The 18,006-nt window shown below is 71.5% G+C and carries 16 protein-coding genes; 6 read left to right on the forward strand and 10 right to left on the reverse strand.

The features are described 5' to 3' along the window. Positions 1 to 14 precede the first annotated feature (14 nt). The 4 genes from rapZ to uvrA all read right to left on the reverse strand — a co-directional run bounded on the left by rapZ (position 15) and on the right by uvrA (position 6,623). Entirely contained in the window at positions 15 to 899 is an 885-nt protein-coding gene (gene rapZ / locus ACIQI7_RS19575; RefSeq protein WP_037830760.1) for an RNase adapter RapZ, read from the reverse strand. Between the two features lie 118 nt (positions 900 to 1,017). Further along, a complete protein-coding gene (gene uvrC, locus ACIQI7_RS19580) occupies positions 1,018 to 3,057 on the reverse strand; it encodes an excinuclease ABC subunit UvrC (RefSeq protein WP_401111405.1) in 2,040 nt (679 codons plus the stop codon). A gap of 84 nt (positions 3,058 to 3,141) precedes the next feature. Further along, entirely contained in the window at positions 3,142 to 3,588 is a 447-nt protein-coding gene (locus ACIQI7_RS19585; RefSeq protein WP_401111407.1) for a Rieske (2Fe-2S) protein, read from the reverse strand. Positions 3,589 to 3,710: 122 nt separating this feature from the next. Next, positions 3,711 to 6,623: an excinuclease ABC subunit UvrA gene (gene uvrA / locus ACIQI7_RS19590; RefSeq protein ID WP_401111410.1), complete on the reverse strand. Its 2,913-nt coding sequence runs from the start codon at positions 6,621 to 6,623 to the stop codon at positions 3,711 to 3,713. Between the two features lie 267 nt (positions 6,624 to 6,890). Between uvrA and ACIQI7_RS19595 the strand changes: the two genes are divergently transcribed. Together ACIQI7_RS19595 and ACIQI7_RS19600 are read left to right on the forward strand one after the other, a co-directional pair. Continuing rightward, complete coding sequence (locus tag ACIQI7_RS19595; RefSeq protein ID WP_401111412.1) at positions 6,891 to 7,625, forward strand: maleylpyruvate isomerase family mycothiol-dependent enzyme; 735 nt, start codon at positions 6,891 to 6,893, stop codon at positions 7,623 to 7,625. A 45-nt stretch (positions 7,626 to 7,670) separates the two neighbouring features. Beyond that, a complete protein-coding gene (locus ACIQI7_RS19600) occupies positions 7,671 to 8,324 on the forward strand; it encodes an MBL fold metallo-hydrolase (RefSeq protein ID WP_401111415.1) in 654 nt (217 codons plus the stop codon). A gap of 104 nt (positions 8,325 to 8,428) precedes the next feature. On the opposite strand, the gene ACIQI7_RS19605 is transcribed toward ACIQI7_RS19600, so the two are convergent. The 6 genes from ACIQI7_RS19605 to zapE form a co-directional block, all read right to left on the reverse strand. Continuing rightward, the gene (locus ACIQI7_RS19605) at positions 8,429 to 9,409 is read right to left on the reverse strand and encodes a TerC family protein (RefSeq protein ID WP_401111418.1); all 981 of its coding nucleotides are present in this window, start codon (positions 9,407 to 9,409) and stop codon (positions 8,429 to 8,431) included. A 252-nt stretch (positions 9,410 to 9,661) separates the two neighbouring features. Beyond that, complete coding sequence (locus tag ACIQI7_RS19610; protein ID WP_401111419.1) at positions 9,662 to 10,240, reverse strand: TerD family protein; 579 nt, start codon at positions 10,238 to 10,240, stop codon at positions 9,662 to 9,664. 279 nt (positions 10,241 to 10,519) lie between these two features. Next, positions 10,520 to 12,610 carry an excinuclease ABC subunit UvrB gene (gene uvrB, locus ACIQI7_RS19615; RefSeq protein WP_401111422.1) on the reverse strand — a complete coding sequence of 697 codons (2,091 nt, stop codon included), beginning with the start codon at positions 12,608 to 12,610 and terminating at the stop codon, positions 10,520 to 10,522. A 45-nt stretch (positions 12,611 to 12,655) separates the two neighbouring features. Next, complete coding sequence (locus tag ACIQI7_RS19620) at positions 12,656 to 12,964, reverse strand: helix-turn-helix domain-containing protein (protein ID WP_401111425.1); 309 nt, start codon at positions 12,962 to 12,964, stop codon at positions 12,656 to 12,658. Beyond that, a complete protein-coding gene (locus ACIQI7_RS19625; RefSeq protein WP_401111428.1) occupies positions 12,961 to 13,341 on the reverse strand; it encodes a type II toxin-antitoxin system RelE/ParE family toxin in 381 nt (126 codons plus the stop codon). Before ACIQI7_RS19625 ends, ACIQI7_RS19620 begins: the two co-directional genes overlap by 4 nt. Positions 13,342 to 13,406: 65 nt before the next feature. Further along, entirely contained in the window at positions 13,407 to 14,450 is a 1,044-nt protein-coding gene (gene zapE, locus ACIQI7_RS19630; RefSeq protein ID WP_387758041.1) for a cell division protein ZapE, read from the reverse strand. 104 nt (positions 14,451 to 14,554) lie between these two features. Here zapE and ACIQI7_RS19635 point away from each other — a divergent pair, with 104 nt between their 5' ends. From ACIQI7_RS19635 to msrB, 4 genes are all read left to right on the forward strand, one after another. Continuing rightward, on the forward strand, positions 14,555 to 15,340 hold the full coding sequence (locus ACIQI7_RS19635; RefSeq protein WP_401111430.1) for a pyrimidine reductase family protein: 786 nt from the start codon (positions 14,555 to 14,557) through the stop codon (positions 15,338 to 15,340). A 56-nt stretch (positions 15,341 to 15,396) separates the two neighbouring features. After that, positions 15,397 to 15,858 carry an indole-3-glycerol phosphate synthase gene (locus ACIQI7_RS19640; RefSeq protein WP_401111433.1) on the forward strand — a complete coding sequence of 154 codons (462 nt, stop codon included), beginning with the start codon at positions 15,397 to 15,399 and terminating at the stop codon, positions 15,856 to 15,858. 109 nt (positions 15,859 to 15,967) lie between these two features. Further along, positions 15,968 to 17,377, forward strand: a complete 1,410-nt coding sequence (gene murC, locus ACIQI7_RS19645) for a UDP-N-acetylmuramate--L-alanine ligase (RefSeq protein WP_401111436.1) — start codon at positions 15,968 to 15,970, stop codon at positions 17,375 to 17,377. A 41-nt stretch (positions 17,378 to 17,418) separates the two neighbouring features. Continuing rightward, positions 17,419 to 17,826: a peptide-methionine (R)-S-oxide reductase MsrB gene (gene msrB / locus ACIQI7_RS19650; RefSeq protein WP_401111439.1), complete on the forward strand. Its 408-nt coding sequence runs from the start codon at positions 17,419 to 17,421 to the stop codon at positions 17,824 to 17,826. The last annotated feature ends 180 nt before the right edge of the window (positions 17,827 to 18,006 follow it).

An 18,006-nucleotide genomic window follows, 5' to 3' on the forward strand; every position in this document is an offset into this window, starting at 1 on the left:
CAGGGCGGCGGCGGTTACTCCCGTCCCATGTCACGGTGGACGAGCACCGTCTCGACTCCGTCGGCGATGAGACGCTTGGTCAGACGCTCGGACATGGCGACGCTGCGGTGCTTGCCACCGGTGCAGCCTACGGCAAGCGTCATGTAGCGCTTCCCCTCGCGGCGGTACCCCTCGGTCACGATCCGGAGTAGCTCGGCGTAGCCGTCCAGGAACTCGTTGGCTCCGGGCTGCTGGAAGACGTAGTCGGCGACGTCCGCGTCGGTGCCGGTGCGGGCCCGCAGTTCGGGCACCCAGTGCGGGTTGGGCAGGAAGCGGCAGTCCACCACGAGGTCGGCGTCGACCGGCAGGCCGTACTTGAAGCCGAAGGACATCACGGTGGCGCGCAGCTCGGGCTCGTCGTGGTCGGCGAACTGGGCGTCCAGCTTGGCGCGCAGCTGGTGCACGTTGAGGTTGGAGGTGTCGATCACCAGGTCGGCCTCGCCGCGCAGGTCGCGCAGCAGGTCGCGCTCCTGGGCGATGCCGTCCACGATCCGGCCGTCGGCCTGCAGCGGGTGCGGGCGGCGGACGCTCTCGAAGCGGCGCACCAGCGCCTCGTCGGAGGAGTCCAGGAAGACGACCCGGAGCCGGACGCCGCGCTTCTCCAGCTCGTCGAGCGAGGTGAGCAGGTCGTCGAAGAACTGCCGGCCTCGGACGTCCACGACCACGCCGATCCGGGCGACGTTGCCCTGGGAGCGGGCGCCCAGGTCGACCATGGTCGGGATCAGGGCCGGCGGCAGGTTGTCCACCACGAACCAGCCGAGGTCCTCCAGGCACTTGGCGGCGGTGGAGCGGCCGGCTCCGGACATGCCGGAGATGATCACCAGCTCCGGCGCGTTCTCGGCCACGTCTGACACGGTCACTTCGGTTCCCCGCTCTCGGTCTTTCTGCTGGGGAGAACGCGCACGGCTCGGCCGCCCTTCCCCGGCCCGGGCAGGCGGGCGGGGCCGGGGCGCACCGGCTGACGGGCGGCGTCGGCCGTCATGGCGTCTCCTGGGATGGTGCGGTCTGGGGTGCTGCTGCCATCGGCTCGGTGGTCTCGACGACCCCGTCCTCGATGATCTCGCCGGTCGCGGTGTTGACCGCGGGTGCGGCGGGTGTACGGGACGACAACGCCTCCGCAACAGTCTGCGCGGTGCGGCGTCCGATGCCGGGTACCTCGCAGAGCTCGTCCACGGTGGCGGCCCGGAGCTTCTTCAGCGAGCCGAAGTGCTTGAGCAGCGCCCGGCGGCGAGTCTCGCCGAGGCCCGGGACGGAGTCCAGTTCCCCGGCGGTGAGTCGCTTGGAACGCTTGTTGCGCTGATAGCTGATCGCGAAGCGGTGCGCCTCGTCGCGGACCCGCTGGAGCAGGTAGAGGCCCTCGCTGGAGCGCGGCAGCACCACCGGGTCGTCCTCGCCGGGCAGCCAGACCTCCTCCAGCCGCTTGGCCAGGCCGCACAGCGCGACGTCGTCGATGCCGAGCTCGTCCAGGGCGCGCCTGGCGGCGGCGACCTGGGGCTGGCCGCCGTCGACGACCAGCAGTTGGGGCGGGTAGGCGAAGCGCTTGGGGCGGCCGTCCTCGCCCCGGGCGCCGCCGTCTCCGGTGTCGGGGTCGTCCTCCTCGGGGACGGCCCACTCGCCGGTCTGCTCGCGCTCCTGGAGGTAGCGGCGGAAGCGCCGGCTGATCACCTCGTGCATCGAGCGGACGTCGTCCTGGCCCTCGAAGCCCTTGATCTGGAAGCGCCGGTACTCGCTCTTGCGGGCCAGGCCGTCCTCGAAGACGACCATGGAGGCGACCACGTCCTCGCCCTGGAGGTGGGAGATGTCGAAGCACTCGATGCGCAGCGGGACGGAGTCCAGCTGCAGCGCGTCGGCGATCTCCTGGAGGGCCCGGCTGCGGGTGGTGAGGTCGGAGGCGCGCTTGGTCTTGTGCAGCGCGAGCGCCTGCTGGGCGTTGCGCTGCACGGTGGCCATCAGGTCCTTCTTGTCGCCGCGCTGGGGGATGCGCAGGTCGACCTGGCTGCCGCGCAGGCCGGCCAGCCACTGGCGGACCGGCTCCACCGGCTCGGGCAGGGCCGGGACGAGCACCTCGCGCGGGACGGACTCGCCGCCGCCGTAGAGCTGCTGGAGGGCGTGCTCGACCAGGCCGGCGGTGTCGACGTCCTCGACCTTGTCGGTGACCCAGCCGCGCTGGCCGCGGACCCGGCCGCCGCGGACGTGGAAGATCTGCACGGCGGCTTCGAGTTCGTCCTCGGCGAGGGCCAGCAGGTCGGCGTCGGTGGCGTCGGCGAGCACGATGGCGTTCTTCTCCATCGCGCGCTTGAGGGCGCCGATGTCGTCGCGCAGCCGGGCCGCCTTCTCGTACTCCAGCTCGGCGGCGGCCTCCTGCATCTCGACCTCCAGCCGACGCAGGTAGTTGCCGGTGCGCCCGGCCATGAAGTCGCAGAAGTCCTCGGCCAGCGCCCGGTGTTCGTCCGCGGAGACCTTGCCGACGCAGGGCGCGGCGCACTTGCCGATGTAGCCGAGCAGGCAGGGCCGGCCGACCTGGCGGGCGCGCTTGAAGACGCCGTTGGAGCAGGTGCGGACGGGGAAGACGCGCAGCAGCAGGTCGACCGTCTCGCGGATCGCCCAGGCGTGCCCGTACGGGCCGAAGTAGCGCACGCCCTTCCGGTGCGCCCCGCGCATCACCTGGACCCGCGGGTACTCCTCGTTGAGGGTGACGGCGAGTTCCGGATAGCTCTTGTCGTCGCGGTACTTGACGTTGAACCGCGGGTCGAACTCCTTGATCCAGGAGTACTCCAGCTGGAGCGCCTCGACCTCGGTGCCGACCACGGTCCACTCCACCGAGGCGGCGGTGGTGACCATGGTCGCGGTGCGCGGGTGCAGCCCGGCCAGGTCCTGGAAGTAGGACGACAGCCGCGGCCGCAGGCTCTTGGCCTTGCCGACGTAGATGACCCGGCCGTGGGCGTCGCGGAACCGGTAGACGCCGGGGGAGGTCGGGATCGCACCGGGCGCGGGGCGGTAGGTGCTCGGGTCAGCCATGGGACCACCGTACCGAGTGGGGGCGGGGCCGCGGGGCGGAGATCGTCAGGGGGGACCGTGGCGGTCGGGAGGCGGTCAACTGGCTCAGCTCGGGGTCACCTTGAGGTTGCCGCCCTCGACCGTGACGGTGTACGCGGGCAGCGGGGTCGGGGCCGGACCGTCCTGCACGGCGCCGTCCGCGATGGCGAACCGGCTTCCGTGGCAGGGGCACTGGATCTGGGCGTTCTTCACCTGGTCCACGACGCAGCCGGCGTGGGTGCACTTGGCGCTGAACGCCTTGTACTGGCCGGCGGTGGGCTGGGTCACCACGATCCTCTGCTCGCGGTACACCTTGCCGCCGCCCTCCGGCACGGCCGAGGCCGGGCCGAGGTCGACCGGGCCCTTGGGGGCGCCGGCGCCGGAGGAGGAGGAGGAGGAGGAGGAGCCGCACCCGGCGACCGCGACGGTGCCGCCGGCCGCCAGGACGGCCGCGGCCCCGCAGAGCAGGGTGCGACGGGAGGCGGTGGGGCTGGTCTCGGGGGCCTCGGACATCGGTGCGCTCCTACGGTTGCTGCGGCTGCGAGGGACCACGGAAGTCTATGCCGCACCACGCCGCCGCTCCCGGGCCACCCGGACGGTACGGGTGGCGGGAGCGGCGGGGCGGGCGGAGGGGACTACTTCTTCGCGGCGGCCGCGCGCTTGCGCGGCGCCTTCTTCGCCGGGGAGGCGGCCGGGGCGTCCGCGAAGCCGACCGGCAGGATGTCCCGCAGGAACTTGCCGGTGTGGCTCTCCGCGACGGCGGCGATCTGCTCCGGGGTGCCCTCGGCGACCACCGTGCCGCCGCCGGAGCCGCCTTCGGGGCCCATGTCGACGACCCAGTCGGCGGTCTTGATCACGTCGAGGTTGTGCTCGATGACGATCACCGTGTTGCCCTTGTCCACCAGCCCGCTGAGCACCTTGATCAGCTTGCTGATGTCCTCGAAGTGCAGGCCGGTGGTGGGCTCGTCCAGCACGTAGACCGTCCGCCCGGTGGAGCGCTTCTGGAGCTCCGAGGCGAGCTTGACGCGCTGCGCCTCGCCGCCGGACAGGGTGGGCGCGGACTGGCCGAGCCGGACGTAGCCGAGGCCGACGTCGTTGAGCGTCCGCAGGTGGCGGGCGATCGCCGGGACGGCCTCGAAGAAGTCCAGCGCCTCCTCGATCGGCATGTCCAGCACCTCGGCGATGGACCTGCCCTTGTAGTGGACCTCCAGCGTCTCCCGGTTGTACCGGGCGCCGTGGCAGACCTCGCACGGCACGTAGACGTCCGGCAGGAAGTTCATCTCGATCTTGATGGTGCCGTCGCCGGAGCAGTTCTCGCAGCGGCCGCCCTTGACGTTGAAGGAGAACCGGCCGGGCAGGTAGCCGCGGACCTTGGCCTCCTGCGTCTCCGCGAAGAGCCGGCGGACGTGGTCGAACACCCCGGTGTAGGTGGCCGGGTTGGAGCGCGGGGTGCGGCCGATCGGCGACTGGTCGACGTGCACCACCTTGTCCACCTGGTCGGTGCCGGTGATCCGGGTGTGCCGGCCGGGCACGCTGCGGGCGCCGTTCAGCTCCCGGGCGAGGTGGGTGTACAGGATGTCGTTGACCAGCGTCGACTTCCCGGAGCCGGAGACGCCGGTGATCGCGGTGAAGGTGCCGAGCGGGAAGCCGACCGTGACGTCCTTGAGGTTGTGCTCGCGGGCGCCGTGGACGGTCAGCTGGCGCTTCTTGTCCCGCTCGCGGCGGGCGGCCGGGATCGGGATGAAGCGCTTGCCGGAGAGGTACTGGCCGGTCAGCGACTCCTTGTTGGAGAGCAGCTGCTTCAGCGAGCCGGAGTGCACCACCTTGCCGCCGTGCTCGCCGGCGCCCGGGCCGATGTCGACCACCCAGTCCGCGGTCTTGATGGTGTCCTCGTCGTGCTCGACGACGATCAGGGTGTTGCCGATGTCGCGCAGCCGCACCAGCGTCTCGATCAGCCGGTGGTTGTCCCGCTGGTGCAGGCCGATGGACGGCTCGTCCAGCACGTACAGCACGCCGACCAGGCCGGAACCGATCTGGGTGGCCAGCCGGATGCGCTGGGCCTCGCCGCCGGACAGGGTGCCGGCCGCGCGGTCGAGCGAGAGGTAGTCCAGGCCGACGTCGACCAGGAACCGGAGCCGCTCGTTGACCTCCTTGAGGACCCGCTCGGCGATCTGCTTGTCCCGGGCGTTGAGCTTCATCGCGCCGAGGAACTCGGAGCAGTCGCTGATCGACATCGAGGAGACCTCGGCGATCGACCTGCCCTCGACGGTGACCGCGAGCACCACCGGCTTGAGCCGGGTGCCCTGGCACGTCGGGCAGGGCACCTCGCGCATGTAGCCCTCGAAGCGCTCGCGGCTGCTGTCGCTCTCCGCCTCGGTGTGCCGGCGCTGGATGAACGGGATCGCGCCCTCGAAGCCGGTGCTGTACGAGCGCTCCCGGCCGAAGCGGTTGCGGTAGCGGACCTCCACCTGGTGCTTGTGCCCGTACAGCAGCGCCTTCCTGGCGCGGGCGGGCAGCCCGGCCCAGGGGATGTCGGTGCGGAAGCCGAGCTCCCCGGCCAGCGCGTCGATCAGGCGCTGGAAGTACTCCTTGGCGTGCCCGGCCGACCACGGGTGGATCGCGCCCTCGTCCAGCGAGCGCTCGACGTCCGGGACGACCAGCTCCGGGTCGACCTCCATCCGGTTGCCCAGGCCCGAGCAGTCCGGGCAGGCGCCGAACGGCGAGTTGAAGGAGAACGAGCGCGGCTCCAGCTCCTCGAACGACACGTCGTCGTACGGGCAGTAGAGGTGCTCGGAGTACATCCGCTCGCGCTCCGGGTCGTCCTCGGGGAGGTCGACGAAGTCGAGCACGACCATGCCGCCGGACAGCCGCAGGGCCGTCTCCACCGAGTCGGTGAGCCGCCGCTTGGCGCTGTCCTTGACGGTGAGGCGGTCGATCACCACCTCGACGGTGTGCTTCTCCTGCTTCTTGAGCTTCGGCGGCTCGGCGAGCTGGATCGTCGCGCCGTCGACGCGGGCGCGGGAGTAGCCCTTGGACTGGAGGTCGGCGAAGAGGTCGACGAACTCGCCCTTGCGCTCGCGCACCACCGGGCTCAGCACCTGGAAACGGGTGCCCTCGGCGAGCTCCAGCACCTTGTCCACGATCGCCTGCGGCGACTGCTTGGCGATCGGGCGGCCGCAGTGCGGACAGTGCGGCTTGCCGATCCGGGCGAACAGCAGGCGCAGGTAGTCGTAGACCTCGGTGATGGTGCCGACGGTCGAACGGGGGTTGCGGTTGGTGGACTTCTGGTCGATCGAGACGGCCGGGGAGAGGCCCTCGATGAAGTCCACGTCGGGCTTGTCCATCTGCCCGAGGAACTGACGGGCGTAGGACGACAGCGACTCGACGTAGCGGCGCTGGCCCTCGGCGAAGATCGTGTCGAAGGCGAGCGAGGACTTGCCGGAGCCGGAGAGGCCCGTGAAGACGATGAGGGAGTCGCGGGGCAGGTCGAGCGAGACGTTCTTGAGGTTGTGCTCACGAGCACCGCGGACGATGAGGCGGTCGGCCACTGCTTCTGGCGCCTTTCTCCGGGGCAAGACGGCTTGCGATGAGAGTCGGTACTTCTTCCAGGATGCGGCAGCCAGCCTATAGCTCAGACGTTCGAATATCGACTCTGTCCAGCGGCGACCACCCGAACGAGTGAGGACGACCCCGGGACCGTCCGTATCCGGACCGAAAGAGGCCCTGCTCAGCGGCCGGATTCGGCGGTAGCGTCGCCTGGTCAACGAGCGAAGCCCCCACGGGCAACGCGCCGTCCCGCACAGAAGGCAGATCCGATGACCGACTCGCACTCCGCCGCCGCGCTGGCCGCCGGACGACTGGACCTGGTCGAGGCAAGCACCCGGCGCATGCTGGACACCGTCTCCGCGCTGAAGCCGGAGGCCGTCGCCGAGCCCTCCGCGCTCCCCGGCTGGACCCGCGGCCACGTGCTGGCCCACCTCGCCCGCAACGCCGACTCGCTGGTCAACCTGCTGACCGGCGTCCGCACCGGCACCGACATCCCGCAGTACGCCAGCGAGCAGGCCCGCGACCAGGGCATCGAGGACGGCGCCGGCCGCCCGCTGGACGTCCAGCTCGCCGACCTGCGGGAGTCCCACGAGGCCTTCGCGGCGGCCGCCGCGCTGCTGGGCGACGAGGACTGGGCCGCCGAGGTGCGCCACCGCTCCGGCGCCGTCTTCCCGGCCGCGGACCTCGTCTGGAAGCGCCTCGCCGAGATCGAGTACCACGTCGTCGACCTCGGCGCCGACTACACCTTCGCCGAGTGGCCCGAGCCGTTCGCCGTGGCCGAGTTCGACCGCCTCGCCGCCAGGCTGCACGGCACCGACCTGCCCGCCGTCCGGCTGGTCGCCGAGGACACCGGGCACCGCGGCCTGATCGGCACCGGCGAGCCCGCCCTGACCGTCGAGGGCCCGGTCCGCGCCCTGACCGCCTGGCTCTCCGGCCGCTCCGCCGGGGACGGCCTGCGCCGCACCCCCGACACCGCCCTGCCCCAGCTTCCCCCGCTGGGCTGACGGCGCGAGGATGATCCCAGGAGCCACTGCAGAGGGAGCGAACGGATGACGTACCACGGAGCGGTCAAGGTCGGCGGAGCGCCGGACGTGCGGGAGCTGGCCCACCTGATCATCACCAAGGTGGCCGTCGGGCCGTACGACAACAACGCCTACCTGCTGCGCTGCCGGGCCACCGACGAACAGCTCCTGATCGACGCGGCCGCCGACGCCCCGACCCTGCTGGAGACCGTCGGCGACGACCTCGCGACGGTGGTCACCACCCACCGGCACCACGACCACTGGGGGGCGCTGGCCGAGGTGGTCGCCACCACCGGCGCCCGGACGGCCGCCGGCCAGTACGACGCCGAGGGCATCGAGGTCCCCACCGAGCTGCTGCTCGCGGACGGCGACGAGCTGCGGGTCGGCGACGTGGCGCTGACCGTGCGGCACCTGGTCGGCCACACCCCCGGCGCGATCGTGCTCGTCTACGACGACCCCCAGGGCCACCAGCACGTCTTCACCGGCGACTGCCTCTTCCCCGGGGGCGTGGGCAACACCTGGGGCGACCCGGAGGCCTTCCGGACCCTCTACCGCGACGTCACCGAGAAGATCTTCGACGTGCTCCCCGACGAGGCCTGGGTCTACCCCGGCCACGGCGACGACACCACCCTCGGAGCCGAGCGCCCGCACCTCGCCGAGTGGCGCGAGCGCGGCTGGTAGGCCGCGCCGCCGAACGGCCGAGGCCCCCGGGACCGGAAGCGGTCACGGGGGCCTCGGCGGTGCCGGGCGCCGGGCCCGGGGGCACCGGCGCCGGGCGTCAGGCGTCAGGCGTCGAGCTTCTCGCGCTCGGCCTGCTCGGCCTTCTTCGAGGCCCGCAGGCTGGTGAAGGTGGTGACCGCCAGGACCACCACGATGAAGGCCAGCGAGAACGGGATGCCGATCTCCGGGGCCCACGCCGCGCCCGCCTCGTGCGCGGCGTGCAGCACCAGCTTCACGCCGATGAAGCCGAGGATCACCGACAGGCCGTACGACAGGTGGACCAGCTTCTTCAGCAGGCCGCCGATCAGGAAGTACAGCTGGCGCAGCCCCATCAGGGCGAAGGCGTTGGCGGTGAAGACGATGTACGGGTCCTGGGTCAGGCCGAAGATGGCCGGGATCGAGTCCAGTGCGAACAGCACGTCGGTGGTGCCGATCGCCAGCATGACGACCAGCATCGGGGTGATCAGCCGGCGGCCGTTCTCCCGGACGAACAGCCTGGTGCCGCGGTAGTCCTCGGTGGCCGGGAAGCGGCGGGTGATCGACTTGAGCAGGCGGTTCTCCTCGAACTCCTCCTCGCCCTCCTCCTCGGCGCGGGCCTCCTTGATCAGCTTCCAGGCCGTCCAGATCAGGAAGCCGCCGAAGATGAAGAACACCCAGGAGAACTCGGAGACCAGCGCGGCGCCGCCGGCGATGAACACCGCCCGGAGCACCAGCGCGATGATCACACCGAACATCAGCACGCGCTGCTGGTAGATCCTGGGCACCGCGAACTTGCCCATGATCAGGATGAACACGAAGAGGTTGTCGACACTGAGCGACTTCTCGGTGATGTACCCGGCGAAGAACTCGCCCGTCGGCTCCGCGCCGGAGTGCCACCAGAGGAAGCCGCCGAAGAGCACCGCCAGGGCGACCCAGACGGCCGTCCAGATCCCGGCCTCCTTGATCGAGACCTCGTGCGGCTTGCGCCCTCCGATGAAGAAGTCGGCCACGACCAGTGCGATCAGCACCAGGATCGTGGAGACCCACATGGTTACGGAAACGTCCACTACTGCTCCTCCGGCAGGTAGGCGAGACAGTCATCGTCACTGCCGGAGGTCTCTTCCGCCCATCGGGCCAGCGCCCCGGGGTGCCGCGACGGGCATCCGTGATGACGGGGTCGGCTGTCGAGGAATACTCCCCTCCGCTGCCAACGAGAGTAACAGGAGCTCCAAGGGAAGGTAAAGAAGGTAAAGAACAACAGGGCTGCCGGGGCCGGCCCGCGGGGACCCCCGGGCTGACGGGCCACCCGGGCCGGACGGCTACAGGAACGGGTCGATCGCCGGCAGCAGGTCCTGGAAGGTCCGCCCCTTGGCCGGCGCGCCGATCGCCTGCATCTCCCAGCCGCCGTTGCCGTCCCGGACCACCTTGGCCATGATCTGCCCGGTGTGCGGCCCGCCGCCGGCCAGCTCGTAGCGGGCCAGCTCCAGGCCGGTGGTCTCGTCCACCAGCCGGCAGTGCGCCCGCTGCACCTCGGCGAAGGTCTGCCCGGTGTACGAGCTCACCGTGAACACCACCTGGGTGATGTTCACCGGCACGTGCACCAGGTCGACCAGGATCGCCTCGTCGTCCTCGGCCCCGGAGCCGCCCTCCAGGTTGTCGCCGGTGTGCCGGACGGAGCCGTCGTCGCTCTCCAGGTGTGAGAAGAACACCACGTCGGACGGCGTCTTCTCGGCGTACAGCAGCGCCGAGGCGTCCAGGTCGATCTTCCGGGTGCGACTGCCGAACAGCCCGCGCTTGGGGGCGGCCTGCCAGCCGAGGCCCATCCGGACCACGGTCAGGGCGTCGCCCTGCCCCTTCTGGAGGCTGACCCGCTGCCCCTTGGCCAGGTTCACCGACACGACGTTGCCCTCTCTGCCGGCCGCGCGGTCACACCCGCGCGGCTCCACGGTGGAACACCCCGTCGCCGTCCCCCGGCTGAGGCCCCCTCTGCGTACGGCCCGCAACCCCGTCCCGAGGGCACGATGCCGCAGGCCAGCCTAGGGCCTGCGGCACCCCGGCCTCTCCCGGGTTTCCCCGTTTGTGGCAAGGCTGAGACACCCGTGGACTTGACCGGTGCCATTCCGGCCAGTGCCGGTCGCCGCGCGGGTGCTCCCCTCCGGTGCGCCCCTCCGCTGTGACTACGCCACACCGGCCTCGCGCATCTGCCGCAGCTCCTTCTTCAGTTCCTTGACCTCGTCGCGCAGCCGGGCCGCGACCTCGAACTGGAGGTCGGCGGCGGCCGTGTGCATCCGGTCGGTCATCTCCTGGATCAGGTCCGCCAGCTCGGCGGCCGGGAGGGACTTGGCCGGCTTGCGCTCCCCGCCCAGCGCCGGCACCGGGGCCTTGCCCTTGCCCTGGTTGCGGTAGCCGGTGGAGAGCAGCTCGTCGGTGTCCACGTCCTCGCGGGCGAGGGTGTCCAGGATGTCGCCGATCTTCTTGCGCAGCGGCTGCGGGTCGATCCCGTGCTCCTTGTTGTAGGCCTGCTGCACGGCCCGGCGGCGGTTGGTCTCGTCGATGGCCTTCTCCATCGCGGGGGTGATCTTGTCCGCGTACATGTGGACCTGGCCGGAGACGTTGCGGGCGGCGCGGCCGATCGTCTGGATCAGCGAGGTGCCGGAGCGCAGGAAGCCCTCCTTGTCCGCGTCCAGGATCGCCACCAGCGACACCTCGGGCAGGTCCAGGCCCTCGCGCAGCAGGTTGATGCCGACCAGCACGTCGTACCGGCCCGCCCGCAGCTCGCGCAGCAGCTCCACCCGGCGCAGGGTGTCCACGTCGCTGTGCAGGTACCGGACCCGGATGTCCAGGCCGAGCATGTAGTCGGTGAGGTCCTCGGCCATCTTCTTGGTCAGCGTGGTGACCAGGACGCGCTCGTCCCGCTCGACCCGCTTGCGGACCTCGTGCACCAGGTCGTCGATCTGGCCCTCGGTCGGCTTGACGATCACCTCGGGGTCGATCAGTCCGGTCGGGCGGATGATCTGCTCGACCTGGCCGTCGCCGCGCGACAGCTCGTACGGGCCCGGCGTCGCCGACAGGTAGACGGTCTGGCCGATCCGCTCCAGGAACTCCTCCCACTTCAGCGGGCGGTTGTCCATCGCGGAGGGCAGCCGGAAGCCGTGCTCGACCAGGGTGCGCTTGCGCGAGGCGTCGCCCTCGTACATCGCGCCGATCTGCGGGACGGTGACGTGCGACTCGTCGATGACGAGGAGGAAGTCCTCCGGGAAGTAGTCGAGCAGGGTGTTCGGCGGGGAGCCCGGCTCGCGGCCGTCGAAGTGCATCGAGTAGTTCTCGACGCCCGAGCAGGTGCCGATCTGGCGCAGCATCTCGATGTCGTAGGTGGTGCGCATCCGCAGCCGCTGGGCCTCCAGCAGCTTGCCCTGCTTCTCCAGCCGGGCGAGCGTGCCCTCCAGCTCCTTCTCGATGCCGGTGATCGCGCGCTCCATGCGCTCGGGGCCGGCCACGTAGTGCGAGGCGGGGAAGACGTGGACGGAGTCGTCCTGGCTGATGATCTCGCCGGTGAGCGGGTGCAGGGTGTACAGCGCCTCGATCTCGTCGCCGAACATCTCGATCCGGACGGCGAGCTCCTCGTACACCGGGAAGATCTCGATGGTGTCGCCGCGGACCCGGAAGGTGCCGCGGGTGAAGGCCACGTCGTTGCGGGCGTACTGGATGTCGACGAAGCGGCGCAGTAGGTCGTCCCGGTCGATCTCCTGGCCGACCTTGAGCCGCACCATCCGGTCCACGTACTCCTGCGGGGTGCCGAGGCCGTAGATGCAGGAGACCGAGGCGACCACGACCACGTCCCGGCGGGTGAGCAGCGAGTTGGTCGCCGAGTGGCGCAGCCGTTCGACCTCCTCGTTGATCGAGGAGTCCTTCTCGATGTAGGTGTCCGTCTGCGGGACGTACGCCTCGGGCTGGTAGTAGTCGTAGTACGAGACGAAGTACTCGACCGCGTTGTTCGGCAGCAACTCGCGGAACTCGTTGGCCAGCTGCGCGGCCAGCGTCTTGTTCGGCGCCATCACCAGGGTGGGGCGCTGCAGCTTCTCGATCATCCAGGCCGTGGTGGCCGACTTGCCGGTGCCGGTGGCACCGAGCAGCACGACGTCCTTCTCCCCTCCCCTGATCCGCCGTTCCAGCTCGGCGATCGCCGCCGGCTGGTCGCCGTTCGGCTGGAAGGGGCTGACGACCTCGAAAGGCGCCACGGACCGCTCAATACTCGTGATGGGACGCACGCCTCCACCGTACGACCCACCACCGACAAGCGGGGGCGGCTCCGGTCAGGCCGCGTGCGCCTCGAAGCTCATCGCCGGCTCCCGGGTGGGGTCGATCCGCACGACGGAGTCGAAGGCGGCGGCCAACCGCTCGATCAGCGGCAGGGTCGGATCGACCCCGCTCTCCTCGATGCTCTCGACCGTCGCCTCGTCCAGGCCGGCCCGCCCGGCGAGTTCGGCGAGGGTCCAGCCGAGCGCGGACCGGCGGGCGTACACGGCCTCGGCCAGCGCCATCCGCCGCCCGGCCGCCCGGTACTCCTCGCTCTCGCGGTGCTCCGGCGGCACGACCCAGCGGGTGTGGTAGCCGCTGCTCATCGCAGCTCCTCCCGGTCGTAGGTCTCGTGATCGGCGGCGGGCAGGTGCTCTCCCTCGCAGACCTTCTGAGCGCGGCGCGCCCGTTCGACCTGATCGGTCTCACGGTTCCCAGTCTTGCGGAAGACGGTCAGCAGCACAGCCCTCCGACCCGGTGCGAGCCAGTACGTGATACGCACGGGTCCGATCCGGAGCTCCCGCAGCGGCCCGCCCAGGTGGCTCGACAGGGGGAACGGCAGCGTCTCACCGTCCTCGGCGAGCCGGTCGGCGGCCCGCTCGGCCGCACGGTACTCCGCGACCGGGCAGTTCTGGAGCCAGTACCGCACCTCGGGCTCGATCTCGATCGCGTAGCCCGTCCGCCGGGACTCGACACCGGTCACGCCTCTCCCCCTCGCTCGGCAACCGGGACAACGCCCGAGCAAGGGAGGAGGTCACGAACCGGGTCCTACTTGGCGCTGTCCCGGGCGAGGGCGACCAGCCGGGAGATGGCGCGCAGGTACTTCTTGCGGTAGCCGCCGCGGAGCATCTCCTCCGGGAAGACCTGGTCGAAGGGCAGGCCGGAGGCGGTGATCGGCAGCTCGCGGTCGTACATCCGGTCGGCCAGCACGACCAGGCGCAGCGCGGTGGACTGGTCGTCGACCTGCCGGACGCCGCGCAGGCAGACCGCGGTGACGTCGTCCAGCAGCGCGCCGTAGCGGCTGGGGTGGACGGCGGAGAGGTGGGCCAGCAGGGCGTCGAAGTCGTCCAGCGAGGCGCCGGGGGTGCGGGCCGCGGCCGCGCCGACGGCCTCGTCGGTGTACGGCGGCGGGGCGTCCGGCAGGCCGCGGTGGCGGTAGTCCTGGCCGTCGATCCGCATCGGGCGGAAGTGCGCGGACAGGCCCTGGATCTCGCGCAGGAAGTCGGCGGCGGCGAAGCGGCCCTCGCCGAGCTTCTCCGGCAGGGTGTTCGAGGTGGCGCAGAGCTTCACGCCGTTCTCGACCAGCCGGCCGAGCAGGGTGGAGACCAGCACGGTGTCGCCCGGGTCGTCCAGCTCGAACTCGTCGATGCAGAGCAGCGTGTGCCCGGAGAGGGTCCGCACGGCCTGCTGGAAGCCGAGCGCGCCGACCAGGTTGGTCAGCTCGACGAAGGTGCCGAAGGCCTTGGGGCCGGGGGCGGCGTGCCAGAGCGAGGCGAGCAGGTGGGTCTTGCCGACGCCGTAGCCGCCGTCGAGGTAGACCCCGGCCGGGCCGGTGGGCGCGGGCGCGGAGCGGCGGAACCAGCTGCGCTTGGGCGCGGAACCGTTTCCTCCGCCGAGGGTGGCCGCGAACTGCTCCAGGACCTGGACGGCCTCGTACTGGCTCGGCTGGGTCGGGTCCGGGAGGTACGTCCCGAAGCTCACGTCGGCGAACCGGGGCGGCGGGACCATCTCGGCGACCAGCCGCTCGGCGGGCACGACGGGACGGCGGTCGGTGAGCGCGATCGGGGAGCCGGACACGGGTGCGGCGGCTATCGGCTCGGTTGCGGAGTGGGAGGCTGCGGGCACATCAGTAGAGGGTACGCCTGCCCCGTACGCGGTCCGAACGGCCCGCGGCCCCGCGGTGGAAGACTGGGTGCATGCAACAGTTGATCAGCCCGCTGAGCGGGCGGCTCGCCGATCCGGCCGCACTGGAATCGCTCGCCGCCGTGTACGCGTACCCCGAACAGGTGAATCAGGGGCGCCCCTGGCTGCGTGCCAACATGGTGACCGGTCTGGACGGCGGGGCCAGGCTGGACGGGCTGTCCGAGGGGCTCTCCGGGGACGCCGACAAGCGGATCTTCGGGGTGCTGCGGGCGCTGTCGGACGTGGTACTGGTGGGCGCGGAGACGGTCCGCGCCGAGGGCTACCGGCCGGCCCGGGCGCGCGCGGAGTTCGCGGCGGCCCGGACGGCGGCGGGGCAGGCGCCCGCCCCGGCGATCGCCGTGGTGACCCGCTCGCTGCAGCTGGACCTGACCGCGCCGCTGTTCACCGAGCCGCTGGTGAGGACGGTGGTGATCACCACCGAGGACGCCTCCTCGGAGCGCCGCCGGGCGGTCGCCGAGGTGGCCGACCTGGTGGTCGCCGGCACCGGCTCGGTGGACCTCCGGGCGGGCGTGGCCGCCCTGGCCGAGCGCGGCTGGACCCGGCTGCTGACCGAGGGCGGCCCGCGCCTGCTGGGGCAGCTCACGGCGGCCGGCCTGGTGGACGAGCTGTGCCTGTCGCTGGCCCCGCTGCTCACCGGCGGCGACGCGCCGCGCATCCTGCACGATGCCCGAATGCCGGACGTGCAGCGGATGCGGCTGGTCTCATTGATCGAGCAGAAAGGATTCCTCTTCACCCGCTACCTGCGTCACCCGGGTTCGGATGACCCCGTGACCCCCTGATCGTGATCCCGTTATGCGATGCCGGGGCCCGGGGGCCGGCCACTGGAAGGACTCACGTGTTCAAGACGGTACTGATGATCGAAAAGGCTCTCTCCGACGCGGACGTGGAGCTCGTCACCACGCTCCACGGCGAGGAGAAGGTGTCCTTCGTCGTCCTGATGCAGCCGCGCGGCAAGCAGGACGAGCTGCTGCGGGCGCTCGACGACGTCGCCCTCGGCCACCTCGACAAGGTGGTGCACGAGCACGACGAGTCCGAGACCGGGCCGACCGTGGCCAGCGAGTCGCTGGAGCACAGCCTGCGCCACCTGCGCTCGGCCGGGGCCGAGGCGGTGGGCGAGCTGGTCGAGGAGAAGCCGCTGGAGCGGCTGCGCACGGTCGTCGAGGAGCAGCGGGCGGACGAGGTGGTGGTGCTCACCTCGCCGCACTTCGTGGAGGAGTTCTTCCACCGCGACTGGGCCTCCCAGGCCCGGCACAAGGTGGGGGTCCCGGTGCTCCGGCTGTTCGCCAGCGACTCCTGAGCGACTCCTGGCCCGGAGCGCCGGTGGTGCAGAATCGTCCTTGCGGTCCGCCCGCGAGGACGATTCCGTCCGCCCGACCTGTCTGCCCCCGCCCGTACGGAGCCACGCCTTGAACGACGCCGCGCACGACCTGCACGCCCCGCACTTCATCGGCATCGGCGGCGCCGGGATGTCCGGCCTGGCGAAGATCCTCGCCGTGCGCGGGGCCAGCGTCTCCGGCAGCGACTCCAAGGAGTCCGAGACCGTCCTCGCGCTGCGCGCCCTCGGCGCCACCGTGCACGTCGGCCACGCCGCCGAGCACGTGCCGGACGGCACCAGCAGCGTGGTCGTCTCCAGCGCGATCCGCGCCGACAACCCGGAGCTGGTCGCCGCCCACGAGCGCGGCATCCCGGTGGTGCACCGCTCCGACGCGCTGGCCGCGCTGATGGGCGGCCGCCGGGCGCTGGCGGTGGCCGGCACCCACGGCAAGACCACCACCACCAGCATGCTCGCCGTCGCCCTCGGCGAGCTGGGCCTGGACCCGTCCTACGCGATCGGCGGCGACCTCGACGTGCCCGGCTCCAACGCCCACCACGGCGCCGGCGGGATCTTCGTCGCCGAGGCGGACGAGAGCGACCGCAGCTTCCACAAGTACGCGCCCGAGGTGGCGATCGTGCTCAACGTGGAGCTGGACCACCACGCCAACTACGCCTCGATCGAGGAGATCTACGAGTCCTTCGAGACCTTCGTCGGCCGGATCGTCCCCGGCGGCACCCTGGTGGTCTCGGCCGACCACGACGGCGCCCGCGAGCTCACCTCCCGGGTGGCCGGCCGCGAGGGCCTGAACGTGGTGACGGTCGGCTCCGCCGAGGACGCCGACCTGCGGGTCCTGTCCGTGGTCGCGCACGGCATGACCAGCGAGGTCACCGTGCTGCTGGACGGCACCGAGCTGGCCTTCACCGTCTCGGTGCCCGGCCGGCACTACGCCCACAACGCGGTGGCCGCGCTGGCCGCCGGCGTCGCGCTGGGCGTCCCGGCCGCCGACCTGGCCAAGGCCCTCGGCGCCTACACCGGCGTGCGCCGCCGCCTCCAGCTCAAGGGCGAGGCCGGCGGGGTCCAGGTGATCGACTCCTACGCCCACCACCCCACCGAGATGACCGCCGACCTGGAGGCCGTCCGCGAGGGCCTGACCGGCGGGGGCCGGGTACTGGTGGTCTTCCAGCCGCACCTGTTCAGCCGCACCCAGCAGCTCTCCGAGGAGATGGGCCGGGCCCTGGCCCTGGCCGACGCCTCGGTGGTGCTGGACATCTACCCGGCCCGCGAGGACCCGATCCCCGGCGTGACCAGCGAGCTGATCCTCGACGCCGCCCGCCGGGCCGGCGCCGAGGTCACCGCCGAGCACTCCTTCGCCGCCGCCCCCGCCCTGCTGGCCGGCCTCGCCCGCCCGGGCGACCTGCTGCTCACCATGGGCGCCGGTGACGTCACCAACCTGGGACCGGAAATCCTGCGGCACCTCGCGAACGTTGCCTCCAACGTCTGACCCACGTCCGTCCGACGTACGCCGCGACCGGGAGCCGTGAGATGAGCTACGAGATCGAGAAGACCGAGGCCGAGTGGCGCGCCCAGCTCAGCCCCGAGGAGTACCACGTGCTCCGCGAGGCGGGCACCGAGCGCCCGTTCACCGGTGAGTACACCGACACCAAGACCGTCGGGGTCTACGGCTGCCGGGCCTGCGGGGCCGAACTGTTCAGCTCCGAGACCAAGTTCGACAGCCACTGCGGCTGGCCGTCCTTCTACGATGCGCGCAACTCCGATGCCGTGGAACTGCTGGAAGACAACAGCCTCGGCATGCGCCGGGTAGAGGTCCGCTGCAAGCGGTGCGGCGGGCACCTGGGCCACGTCTTCGAGGGCGAGGGATACGGCACGCCGACGGATCTACGGTATTGCATCAACAGCATCTCCCTGACTCTGAAGCCCGCGGGAGACTGAGCCGACCAGCGCTACTGCTTGACTCCCTCCCCGCTTCTACGAGCGAGGATTCCGGTCGCGGGGGGCCCCCGGGGGGGGGGGGGCCCGGCGGGGGGGGGGGGCCGCCCGCCCCCCCCCCCCCACCCCGCCCCCCCCCCCCCCCCCCGCACCGCGGGGGGGGGTATATTAAGGAGTAAAAAA

It is taken from the genome of Kitasatospora sp. NPDC092039, assembly GCF_044756065.1.
Lineage (GTDB): Bacteria > Actinomycetota > Actinomycetes > Streptomycetales > Streptomycetaceae > Kitasatospora.

Excerpts from the sequence above, each read along its gene's own strand:
- msrB (WP_401111439.1), top strand. The coding sequence starts at position 17,419 with ATGAGCTACGAGATCGAGAAGACCGAGGCCGAGTGGCGCGCCCAGCTC.
- ACIQI7_RS19595 (WP_401111412.1), top strand. The coding sequence starts at position 6,891 with ATGACCGACTCGCACTCCGCCGCCGCGCTGGCCGCCGGACGACTGGAC.
- ACIQI7_RS19600 (WP_401111415.1), top strand. The coding sequence starts at position 7,671 with ATGACGTACCACGGAGCGGTCAAGGTCGGCGGAGCGCCGGACGTGCGG.
- uvrC (WP_401111405.1), bottom strand. The coding sequence starts at position 3,057 with ATGGCTGACCCGAGCACCTACCGCCCCGCGCCCGGTGCGATCCCGACC.
- ACIQI7_RS19585 (WP_401111407.1), bottom strand. The coding sequence starts at position 3,588 with ATGTCCGAGGCCCCCGAGACCAGCCCCACCGCCTCCCGTCGCACCCTG.
- ACIQI7_RS19635 (WP_401111430.1), top strand. The coding sequence starts at position 14,555 with ATGCAACAGTTGATCAGCCCGCTGAGCGGGCGGCTCGCCGATCCGGCC.
- ACIQI7_RS19620 (WP_401111425.1), bottom strand. The coding sequence starts at position 12,964 with ATGAGCAGCGGCTACCACACCCGCTGGGTCGTGCCGCCGGAGCACCGC.